Consider the following 11,476-nt stretch of genomic DNA (forward strand, 5'->3'; position numbering starts at 1 on the left):
ACCGTCTATAACAAAAGCCTGGAGGCAAAGCATGGAGATGTTGTCTGGCGCGGAAATGGTCGTCCGATCGCTTATCGATCAGGGCGTGAAACAAGTGTTCGGCTATCCCGGAGGCGCGGTTCTCGATATTTACGACGCGCTGCACACGGTAGGCGGTATTGATCATGTTCTGGTTCGTCATGAACAGGCTGCTGTGCATATGGCTGACGGCCTGGCCCGCGCCACGGGCGAAGTGGGTGTTGTGCTGGTCACTTCCGGGCCGGGGGCGACCAATGCCATTACCGGCATAGCGACTGCGTATATGGACTCTATTCCACTGGTCATTCTTTCCGGACAGGTGGCGACGTCGCTGATTGGCTATGATGCGTTTCAGGAGTGCGACATGGTGGGGATCTCACGCCCCGTGGTGAAGCACAGCTTTCTGGTTAAACAAACTGAAGATATCCCGGGCGTACTGAAAAAAGCCTTCTGGCTGGCCGCCAGCGGTCGTCCTGGGCCAGTGGTTGTCGATCTGCCAAAAGATATTCTCAATCCGGCGAATAAACTGCCTTACCTTTGGCCTGAGTCGGTGAGTATGCGTTCGTATAATCCGACCACGCAAGGGCACAAAGGACAGATTAAACGTGCGCTTCAAACGCTGCTGTCTGCGAAAAAACCGGTGGTCTATGTGGGGGGCGGCGCCGTCAATGCAGCCTGCGAAACGCAACTACGCGAACTGATCGAGAGGCTCAATCTTCCTGTCGCGTCATCACTGATGGGGCTGGGGGCATTCCCTGCCACGCATCGGCAGGCGCTGGGCATGCTGGGCATGCACGGCACCTACGAAGCCAATATGACGATGCACAATTCTGACGTGATTTTTGCCGTCGGCGTGCGTTTTGACGATCGCACCACGAACAACCTGGCGAAATACTGCCCGAATGCGACGGTGCTGCACATTGATATCGATCCTACTTCTATCTCTAAAACGGTGCCGGCGGATGTGCCGATCGTGGGAGACGCACGACAGGTGCTGGATCAAATGTTGGATCTGCTGGCGCAGGAGACCGCCTCTCAACCGCTGGACGAGATCCGCGACTGGTGGCAACAAATCGAGCAATGGCGTGGCCGTCAGTGCCTTAAATACAACACGCAAAGTGAGAACATCAAACCGCAGGCGGTGATCGAGACGATCTGGCGTCTGACTAATGGCGATGCGTATGTCACTTCTGACGTGGGCCAGCATCAGATGTTTGCTGCGCTGTATTACCCGTTTGATAAACCGCGTCGCTGGATCAACTCAGGCGGGCTCGGCACGATGGGCTTTGGTTTGCCCGCCGCGCTGGGGGTAAAGCTGGCGTTGCCAAACGAAACGGTTATTTGCGTAACGGGTGACGGCAGTATACAGATGAATATTCAGGAACTTTCCACTGCGCTGCAATATGAACTGCCAGTGCTGGTGCTGAACCTGAATAACGGTTACCTCGGCATGGTAAAACAGTGGCAGGATATGATTTATTCGGGCCGTCACTCCCAGTCCTATATGAAATCACTTCCGGACTTTGTCCGTCTGGCTGAAGCCTATGGTCATATTGGCATGCGGGTAACCGATCCGTCAGAGCTGGAAGCGAAGCTCGGCGAAGCGCTTGAGCACGTTAAAAACAATCGCCTCGTCTTCATGGACGTTATCGTCGATGGCACAGAGCACGTTTATCCGATGCATATTCGTGGCGGTGGTATGGATGAAATGTGGTTAAGCAAAACGGAGAGAACCTGATATGCGCCGGATATTATCTGTATTACTGGAAAATGAGTCGGGCGCACTGTCGCGGGTTATTGGGCTTTTTGCCCAGCGCGGCTATAACATTGAAAGCCTGACCGTCGCACCGACCGATGACCCTACGCTCTCGCGCATGACGATCCAGACTGTCGGCGATGCGAAAGTGCTTGAGCAGATCGAAAAGCAATTGCACAAGCTGGTGGACGTACTGCGCGTCAGCGAGCTGGGGCAGGGGGCTTACGTCGAACGTGAAGTGATGCTGGTGAAAATTCAGGCCAGCGGTTACGGCCGTGAAGAGGTCAAGCGCAACACGGATATTTTCCGTGGGCAGATTATTGACGTCACGCCTTCTATATATACTGTCCAGCTTGCCGGAACGAGCGATAAGCTGGACGCTTTCCTGGCCTCTGTCAGGGATGTGGCAAAAATTGTTGAAGTTGCGCGCTCTGGCGTTGTTGGCCTCTCGCGCGGCGATAAAATCATGCGTGAGTAGCGCAATAGGTTCGCCTCTTTCAGCCCGGTAGCCAAAGCCGGGCTTTTTTTTGCGTAATCCGCCGACAACGCAGACAAAAGCGGTTGCCGTGAAGGCTATTCTGCGTTTAGATGTTAAAATATTTAACCATAACCTTGACAGGGCCATGGACTCTTTTCTTTTTTTGAGGGGCAATTGTGAAACTGGATGAAATCGCCCGGCTCGCCGGCGTGTCGAGAACCACGGCCAGCTATGTGATTAACGGTAAAGCAAAGCAGTATCGTGTCAGCGATAAGACCGTTGAGAAAGTGATGGCAGTCGTTCGTGAGCATAATTACCATCCGAATGCTGTCGCCGCAGGTTTACGTGCCGGGCGCACCCGCTCTATTGGCCTGGTGATCCCGGACCTGGAAAACACCAGCTATACCCGCATCGCCAACTATCTGGAACGTCAGGCTCGTCAGCGGGGCTATCAGCTGTTGATTGCCTGCTCCGAGGATCAGCCCGACAACGAGATGCGCTGCATTGAGCATCTGCTGCAACGTCAGGTTGATGCCATCATCGTGTCGACCTCTTTACCACCCGAGCATCCGTTCTATCAGCGCTGGGCGAACGATCCGTTCCCGATAGTGGCGCTGGATCGTGCGCTCGATCGTGAACATTTCACCAGCGTGGTGGGTGCCGATCAGGACGATGCAGAAATGCTGGCTGCCGAGCTGCGTACCTTCCCGGCTGAAACGGTGCTGTATCTTGGCGCTTTGCCTGAACTTTCGGTAAGCTTCCTGCGTGAACAAGGGTTCCGTACGGCATGGAAAGACGATCCGCGTGACGTTCATTATCTCTATGCCAACAGTTATGAGCGCGAAGCGGCTGCCCAGCTGTTCGAGAAATGGCTGGAAACGCACCCGATGCCGCAGGCGTTGTTTACCACCTCGTTTGCTCTGTTGCAGGGAGTGATGGACGTGACGTTACGTCGCGATGGCAAGCTGCCATCCGATCTGGCGATTGCTACCTTCGGTGATAACGAACTGCTCGACTTCCTGCAATGTCCAGTGCTGGCGGTGGCTCAGCGTCACCGCGACGTCGCCGAGCGCGTGCTGGAGATTGTTCTGGCAAGCCTGGATGAACCCCGCAAGCCGAAACCCGGGCTTACGCGTATCAAACGTAATCTCTATCGGCGCGGAATTTTGAGCCGCCATTAATATTTCCACAGGGGCGGTATAACTGCCCCTTTTGCGGCGAATTTATTGCGATAAATAATTCCCGGATAAAAATTAGGATTTATCTCTAAGATTCATAGCCTGCTATTTTTCTGAATCCATTTTGGTGTTAAAAAGCACAATTATAAATTTTTGACTGACATTTCTTTGTATTGTTTTGTTACAAACAGGCGCCAGCCGATGAATATTCAGCCATTTTTCACTCTCCCTCCAGGCCTCAATGCACACGAACGAATCCATATTGCCTCGGGATTAAACTGGTGCTGTTATCCCCCGGCGATATGCCTTAAAATGCTGCCCGCGTCGCAAACTGACACTTTATATTTCCCTGCGATGATATTGAGTGAGTCTTAACGCTCGTGTGCATATTCGGTTTTTTTCTTACAAATATTCATAACGTTAATTTTGCCTCGCCAGTTGTTTAGTTATTAGCCAGGTCACTCTTGCTCTGTAAATAGGATGCTTTCGGGTCCGTACAGAGAGAGTCCTGGCTTGACAAGCTTTTCCCTCGCTCCGTAAACTCCTTCAGGTGGGAATTTGTGGGTTAAAGTGGTGAGGAGGGGTGAGGCTGGCATGTTCCGTGGAGCAACGTTAGTCAATCTCGACAGCAAAGGGCGTTTATCGGTACCAACCCGATACCGTGACCAGCTGATTGAGAACGCTTCGGGTCAACTGGTTTGCACCATTGACATCAACTCCCCCTGCCTGCTGCTTTATCCTTTGCCTGAATGGGAAATCATTGAGCAAAAGCTGTCGCGACTGTCGAGCATGAACCCGCAGGAACGCCGCGTACAGCGGTTGTTATTGGGACATGCCAGTGAATGTCAGATGGATAGCGCCGGGCGATTATTGATTGCGCCTGTGTTGCGGCAACATGCCGGTCTGACTAAAGAAGTGATGCTGGTCGGGCAGTTCAACAAGTTTGAACTGTGGGACGAAACGACCTGGTATCAACAGGTCAAGGAAGATATCGACGCTGAGCAGTCTGATTCCGCAACATTATCGGAACGGCTGCAGGACTTGTCTCTATAAATATGATGGAAAATTATAAACATACAACGGTGCTGCTGGATGAGGCCGTTAACGGCCTGAATATTCGTCCAGATGGCATCTATATTGATGGCACTTTTGGTCGCGGTGGCCACTCGCGTTTGATCCTCTCTCAGCTTGGAGCGGAAGGGCGCCTGCTGGCAATTGACCGCGATCCGCAGGCGATTGCCGTTGCGCAAACCATCGATGACCCTCGCTTTTCCATCGTGCATGGACCTTTCTCTGCGCTTGCGGATTATGTCGCCGAGCGCGGCCTGACCGGCAAAATCGACGGGATCCTCCTCGATCTTGGTGTCTCTTCACCACAGCTTGATGATGCAGAACGCGGCTTCTCCTTTATGCGCGACGGTCCGCTGGATATGCGTATGGACCCCACCCGCGGCCAGTCTGCCGCCGAGTGGTTACAAACTGCTGACGAAGCGGATATTGCCTGGGTGATCAAAACCTTCGGCGAAGAACGCTTTGGCAAACGTATTGCGCGCGCCATCGTGGAGCGCAACCGCGTTGAGCCAATGACCCGTACCAAAGAGCTGGCAGAAGTCATCGCGGCGGCAACGCCAGTGAAGGACAAGCACAAACATCCTGCGACCCGTACCTTCCAGGCGGTTCGTATCTGGGTAAACAGTGAACTGGAGGAAATAGAGCTGGCGCTAAAAAGCTCGCTCGACGTGCTGGCCCCGGGTGGGCGGTTATCCATCATCAGCTTCCATTCGCTGGAAGATCGCATCGTTAAGCGCTTTATGCGTGAACAGAGCCGCGGTCCGCAGGTTCCAGCTGGGCTGCCGATGACGGAAGAACAACTCAGAAAGCTGGGAGGCCGTCAGTTGCGAGCATTAGGCAAGTTGATGCCGGGCGAAGAAGAGGTGGCAGAGAATCCACGTGCCCGTAGTTCAGTGCTGCGTATTGCAGAGAGGACGAACGCATGATCAGCAGAGTGACAGAGACCCTAAGCAAAGTTAAGGGATCGTTAGGAAGCAACGAGCGCCATGCCTTGCCTGGCGTGATCGGCGACGATCTTTTGCGGTTTGGGAAGCTGCCACTCTGCTTGTTCATTTGCATCATTGTGACGGCAGTCATGGTGGTAACCACCGCTCACCATACCCGTTTATTAACTGCGCAGCGTGAACAGATGGTACTGGAACGCGATGCGCTGGATATTGAATGGCGAAATCTGATCCTTGAAGAAAACGCGCTCGGCGATCACAGCCGGGTTGAACGGATCGCAACGGAAAAACTGCAATTACAGCATGTTGATCCTTCGCAGGAAAATATCGTAGTACAAAAATAAGGGAAAACGCGACGCATGAAAGCAGCGGCAAAAACGCTAAAACCAAAACGCCAGGAAGAACAGGCCAACTTTATCAGTTGGCGTTTTGCGTTGCTTTGCGGCTGCATTTTACTGGCGCTGGGTTTCCTGCTGGGACGCGTGGCGTGGCTACAAATCATCGCGCCTGACATGCTGGTGCGTCAGGGGGATATGCGTTCTCTGCGCGTGCAGGAAGTTTCTACCTCTCGTGGGATGATCACCGACCGCTCCGGCCGCCCGCTGGCGGTGAGCGTACCGGTGAAGGCGATCTGGGCCGATCCTAAAGAGCTGCATGACGCAGGCGGGATCACCCTTGATAACCGCTGGAAGGCGCTCTCAGACGCGTTGAAAATGCCGCTGGATCAGCTGGCGTCACGCGTTAACGCCAACCCGAAAGGGCGCTTCATCTATCTTGCCCGTCAGGTGAACCCTGACATGGCTGATTACATTAAAAAACTTAAGCTGCCCGGCATTCATCTGCGGGAAGAATCCCGCCGTTATTATCCTTCCGGCGAAGTCACCGCGCACCTGATTGGCTTCACCAACGTGGATAGCCAGGGGATTGAAGGCGTTGAAAAAAGCTTCGACAAGTGGCTTACCGGCCAGCCTGGCGAGCGAATCGTGCGCAAAGACCGCTATGGTCGCGTCATTGAAGATATTTCCTCGACAGACAGCCAGGCCGCGCACAACCTGGCCCTGAGTATTGATGAGCGCTTGCAGGCGCTGGTCTATCGTGAGCTGAACAACGCCGTCGCGTTTAACAAGGCGGAATCGGGCAGTGCCGTGCTGGTGGATGTGGCGACAGGTGAAGTGCTGGCGATGGCCAGTAGTCCCTCATATAACCCGAATAATTTTGCCGGTACAGCAAAAGATGCGATGCGTAACCGCTCCATCACCGATGTGTTTGAACCCGGTTCAACCGTAAAACCTATGGTGGTGATGACGGCTCTACAGCGAGGCATCGTCAACGAAAATACCGTTCTGAATACGATCCCTTATCGAATTAACGGCCACGAAATAAAAGACGTGGCACGTTACAGCGAACTGACCCTGACCGGGGTCTTACAGAAGTCGAGTAACGTCGGTGTGTCAAAACTGGCGTTAGCGATGCCGTCCTCAGCGTTAGTAGATACTTACTCACGTTTTGGGCTGGGAAAGGCGACCAATTTGGGGTTGGTCGGAGAACGCAGTGGCTTATATCCTCAAAAACAACGGTGGTCTGACATAGAGAGGGCCACCTTCTCTTTCGGCTACGGGCTAATGGTAACTCCCTTACAGTTAGCGCGAGTCTACGCAACGATTGGCAGCTATGGCATTTATCGCCCGCTGTCGATCACCAAAGTTGATCCACCGGTACCGGGGGAACGTGTTTTCCCGGAATCTATCGTTCGTACCGTCGTACATATGATGGAAAGCGTCGCGCTGCCCGGTGGTGGTGGCGTGAAGGCCGCGATTAAGGGCTATCGTATCGCCATCAAAACCGGTACAGCGAAAAAAGTGGGGCCGGACGGCCGCTATATCAACAAATACATTGCCTATACCGCAGGCGTAGCGCCTGCAAGCAATCCGCGTTTTGCGCTGGTGGTCGTCATCAACGATCCGCAGGCGGGTAAATACTACGGCGGCGCCGTCTCCGCGCCTGTGTTCGGGGCTATTATGGGCGGCGTGTTGCGCACCATGAACATTGAACCGGATGCGCTGGCGACGGGCGAAAAAAGTGAATTTGTAATTAATCAAGGCGAGGGAACAGGTGGCAGATCGTAATTTGCGCGACCTTCTTGCTCCGTGGGTGCCTATGCTACCTGCGCGAGCACTGCGAGAGATGGTACTGGACAGCCGCGTAGCGGCTTCTGGCGATCTTTTTGTGGCAGTGGTAGGTCATCAGGCGGACGGGCGTCGTTATATCCCGCAGGCGATTGCGCAAGGTGTTGCTGCCATTATTGCTGAGGCCAAAGATGAGGCAACAGACGGTGAGATCCGTGAAATGCACGGCGTGCCGGTCATCTATCTCAGCCAGCTGAATGAGCGTCTCTCCGCGCTGGCAGGACGTTTTTACAACGAACCTTCCGACCAGTTAAAGCTGGTTGGCGTGACAGGAACCAACGGAAAAACCACCACCACTCAGCTGATGGCGCAATGGGCTCAGCTGCTGGGTGAAACCGGTGCCGTCATGGGCACGGTGGGGAACGGTATTCTGGGCAAAGTAAGCCCGACGGAAAACACTACAGGCTCGGCGGTTGACGTGCAGCGTGTGCTGGCAGGCCTTGCAGAGCAGGGGGCGACCTTCGCGGCGATGGAGGTCTCCTCCCATGGTCTGGTACAACATCGCGTGGCGGCACTGAAATTTGCCGCCTCTGTCTTTACAAACCTGAGCCGCGATCACCTTGATTATCATGGTGATATGGAGCACTACGAAGCGGCGAAATGGCTGCTTTATTCCACTCACCACCACGGGCAGGCAATCATTAACGCCGACGACGAAGTCGGTCGCCGCTGGCTGGAAAAACTGCCAGATGCGGTGGCGGTGTCGATGGAAGATCGCATTAATCCGAACTGTCGTGGCCGCTGGCTGAAGGCAGTCGAAGTGAACTACCACGATAGCGGGGCGACGATCCGCTTTGCTTCCACCTGGGGCGAAGGTGAAATTGAAAGCCGCCTGATGGGGGCTTTCAACGTCAGTAACCTGCTGCTGGCGCTGGCGACGCTGCTGGCGCTGGATTACCCGATGGCGGATCTGCTGAAAACGGCTGAGCGTTTGCAACCGGTCTGTGGCCGCATGGAAGTGTTCAGCGCACCGGGCAAGCCGACGGTGGTCGTGGATTACGCCCATACGCCGGATGCGCTGGAAAAAGCGCTGGAAGCGGCGCGTCTGCACTGCGCAGGCAAGCTCTGGTGCGTGTTTGGCTGCGGTGGCGATCGCGACAAGGGCAAACGTCCGCTGATGGGCGCCATCGCTGAGCAGTTCGCGGATATTCCCGTGGTGACCGATGACAACCCGCGTACCGAAGAGCCGAGGGCCATTATCAACGACATTCTGGCGGGCATGCTGGATGTGGGTCGTGCGCGCGTGGTCGAAGGCCGTGCGGAGGCCGTGACTAACGCCATTATGCAGGCGCAGGAGAACGATGTGGTTCTGCTGGCCGGTAAAGGTCATGAAGATTATCAGATCGTCGGCAATCGTCGTCTGGATTACTCAGACCGCGTGACGGCAGCGCGTCTGCTGGGAGTGGTGGCATGATTAGCATTACGTTAAGCCAGGCCGCTGCGGTATTGCAGGGGATGCTGCATGGTCAGGATCTGACCATTGAGGCTGTGACCACCGACACCCGTAAGGTGACGGCGGGCTGCCTGTTTGTGGCGCTGAAGGGTGAACGTTTTGACGCCCACGATTTTGCGCAACAGGCTAAAGATAACGGCGCGGGTGCGCTGCTGGTCAACCGTAAGCTCGATATCGATTTGCCGCAGATTGTGGTGAAAGATACGCGCCTGGCCTTTGGTGAGCTGGCGGCATGGGTTCGCCAGCAGGTGCCAACACGCGTCGTGGCGCTGACGGGCTCGTCGGGCAAAACCTCCGTTAAAGAGATTACGGCGGCGATCCTTAGCCAGTGCGGAAACACGCTTTATACGGCGGGCAACCTTAATAATGACGTCGGTGTACCGATGACGCTGCTGCGCCTGACCCACGAGCATGAATATGCGGTGATTGAGTTAGGGGCTAACCATCAAGGCGAAATCGCCTGGACCGTGAGCCTGACGCGTCCGGAAGCGGCGCTGGTGAATAACCTGGCGGCGGCACATCTTGAAGGTTTTGGTTCGCTGGCCGGTGTGGCGAAAGCGAAAGGTGAAATTTATACCGGCCTGCCGGATGACGGCATCGCCATTATGAATGCCGATAACAATGACTGGCTGAACTGGCAGAGCATCATTGGTTCACGCAAAACCTGGCGCTTCTCCCCGAATGCGGCAAACAGTGATTTTTCGGCGACCAACATTCATGTGACGTCACACGGCACCGAGTTCACCCTCACGACCCCAACGGGCGACATCGACGTGCTGCTGCCTCTGCCGGGTCGTCATAACATCGCCAATGCGCTTGCTGCGGCAGCGCTCTCAATGGCGGTAGGGGCCTCACACGCTGCGATAAAAACTGGTCTGGCGAATTTAAAAGCCGTGCCGGGGCGTCTGTTCCCAATCCAGCTGGCTGAAAACAAACTCCTGCTGGATGACTCCTACAACGCTAACGTCGGCTCCATGACGGCGGCCGTGCAGGTCTTGTCTGAGATGCCGGGCTATCGCGTGATGGTTGTTGGCGATATGGCCGAGCTGGGTGATGAAAGCGAAGCCTGCCACGTACAGGTTGGCGAAGCGGCGAAAGCCGCCGGGCTTGACCGCGTACTGAGCGCAGGCACGCTGAGCAAGGCCATTTCCGATGCCAGTGAAGTTGGCGAACATTTTGCCGATAAATCTGCACTGATCGAACGCCTGAAGGCATTGATTACAGAAAAACAGATTGTGACTGTTTTAGTTAAAGGTTCACGTAGTGCCGCCATGGAAGAGGTTGTGCACGCATTACAGGAGAACGGGACATGTTAGTTTGGCTGGCCGAACATTTGGTCAAATATTATTCAGGCTTTAACGTCTTTTCCTATCTGACGTTTCGCGCCATCGTCAGCCTGCTGACTGCGCTGTTCATCTCGTTGTGGATGGGCCCGCGCATGATTGCCCGTTTGCAAAAACTCTCTTTCGGCCAGGTTGTACGCAACGATGGTCCGGAATCACACTTCAGCAAGCGCGGTACGCCGACCATGGGCGGGATCATGATCCTGACCGCGATTGTGGTGTCCGTTCTGCTGTGGGCTTATCCGTCTAACCCTTACGTCTGGTGCGTGCTGACCGTTCTGGTTGGCTACGGGATCATCGGTTTTGTTGATGACTACCGCAAAGTCGTGCGCAAAGACACCAAAGGTTTGATCGCCCGCTGGAAGTATTTCTGGATGTCGGTAATTGCGCTGGGTGTGGCCTTCGCGCTTTACCTGGCAGGAAAAGACACCCCGGCCACCGAGCTGGTGGTGCCGTTCTTCAAAGACGTGATGCCGCAGCTGGGGCTGTTCTACATTCTGCTGGCTTACTTTGTGATCGTCGGCACCGGCAACGCCGTCAACCTGACCGATGGTCTGGACGGCCTGGCCATCATGCCAACCGTGTTTGTCGCGGGCGGTTTCGCGCTGGTGGCGTGGGCGACCGGTAACATGAACTTTGCAAACTACCTGCACATCCCGTACCTGCGACACGCTGGTGAGCTGGTGATCGTCTGTACGGCGATTGTCGGCGCGGGGCTGGGCTTCCTGTGGTTCAACACCTATCCGGCGCAGGTCTTTATGGGCGACGTCGGTTCACTGGCGCTGGGCGGCGCGCTGGGCATTATCGCCGTGCTGCTGCGTCAGGAGTTCCTGCTGGTGATTATGGGCGGTGTGTTTGTCGTTGAGACCCTGTCGGTGATTTTGCAGGTCGGTTCCTTCAAGCTGCGCGGCCAGCGCATCTTCCGTATGGCACCGATTCACCACCACTATGAACTGAAAGGCTGGCCGGAGCCGCGCGTCATTGTGCGCTTCTGGATTATTTCGCTGATGCTGGTGCTGATTGGCCTGGCAACGCTGAAGGTACGTTAA

General features: G+C 55.1%; 10 protein-coding genes. All 10 read left to right on the plus strand.

The features are described 5' to 3' along the window. Positions 1–31: 31 nt before the first annotated feature. The 10 genes from ilvI to mraY all read left to right on the plus strand — a co-directional run bounded on the left by ilvI (position 32) and on the right by mraY (position 11,476). Positions 32–1,756, plus strand: a complete 1,725-nt coding sequence (gene ilvI, locus L2Y28_RS03550; RefSeq protein WP_022647037.1) for an acetolactate synthase 3 large subunit — start codon at positions 32–34, stop codon at positions 1,754–1,756. Between the two features lies 1 nt (position 1,757). Continuing rightward, complete coding sequence (gene ilvN, locus L2Y28_RS03555) at positions 1,758–2,252, plus strand: acetolactate synthase small subunit (RefSeq protein WP_001252742.1); 495 nt, start codon at positions 1,758–1,760, stop codon at positions 2,250–2,252. 176 nt (positions 2,253–2,428) lie between these two features. Next, positions 2,429–3,433 (plus strand): catabolite repressor/activator, encoded by a 1,005-nt coding sequence (cra, locus tag L2Y28_RS03560; protein WP_003856369.1) that lies wholly within the window; start codon positions 2,429–2,431, stop codon positions 3,431–3,433. A gap of 591 nt (positions 3,434–4,024) precedes the next feature. Next, a complete protein-coding gene (gene mraZ / locus L2Y28_RS03565; protein ID WP_014830641.1) occupies positions 4,025–4,483 on the plus strand; it encodes a division/cell wall cluster transcriptional repressor MraZ in 459 nt (152 codons plus the stop codon). Positions 4,484–4,485: 2 nt separating this feature from the next. Beyond that, positions 4,486–5,427, plus strand: a complete 942-nt coding sequence (gene rsmH, locus L2Y28_RS03570; protein WP_003856366.1) for a 16S rRNA (cytosine(1402)-N(4))-methyltransferase RsmH — start codon at positions 4,486–4,488, stop codon at positions 5,425–5,427. Beyond that, positions 5,424–5,789, plus strand: a complete 366-nt coding sequence (gene ftsL / locus L2Y28_RS03575) for a cell division protein FtsL (protein WP_003856363.1) — start codon at positions 5,424–5,426, stop codon at positions 5,787–5,789. Before rsmH ends, ftsL begins: the two co-directional genes overlap by 4 nt. A 15-nt stretch (positions 5,790–5,804) precedes the next feature. After that, positions 5,805–7,571 (plus strand): peptidoglycan glycosyltransferase FtsI, encoded by a 1,767-nt coding sequence (gene ftsI / locus L2Y28_RS03580; protein ID WP_022647040.1) that lies wholly within the window; start codon positions 5,805–5,807, stop codon positions 7,569–7,571. Continuing rightward, positions 7,558–9,045, plus strand: coding sequence for a UDP-N-acetylmuramoyl-L-alanyl-D-glutamate--2,6-diaminopimelate ligase (gene murE / locus L2Y28_RS03585; protein WP_022647041.1), 1,488 nt, complete (start codon positions 7,558–7,560; stop codon positions 9,043–9,045). The genes ftsI and murE overlap by 14 nt, the downstream gene beginning before the upstream one ends. Beyond that, positions 9,042–10,400 (plus strand): UDP-N-acetylmuramoyl-tripeptide--D-alanyl-D-alanine ligase, encoded by a 1,359-nt coding sequence (murF, locus tag L2Y28_RS03590; RefSeq protein WP_022647042.1) that lies wholly within the window; start codon positions 9,042–9,044, stop codon positions 10,398–10,400. Before murE ends, murF begins: the two co-directional genes overlap by 4 nt. Then, positions 10,394–11,476 (plus strand): phospho-N-acetylmuramoyl-pentapeptide-transferase, encoded by a 1,083-nt coding sequence (gene mraY / locus L2Y28_RS03595; RefSeq protein ID WP_003856353.1) that lies wholly within the window; start codon positions 10,394–10,396, stop codon positions 11,474–11,476. The genes murF and mraY overlap by 7 nt, the downstream gene beginning before the upstream one ends.

The organism is Enterobacter sp. JH25 (assembly GCF_021725435.1).
GTDB classification, from domain to species: domain Bacteria; phylum Pseudomonadota; class Gammaproteobacteria; order Enterobacterales; family Enterobacteriaceae; genus Enterobacter; species Enterobacter intestinihominis.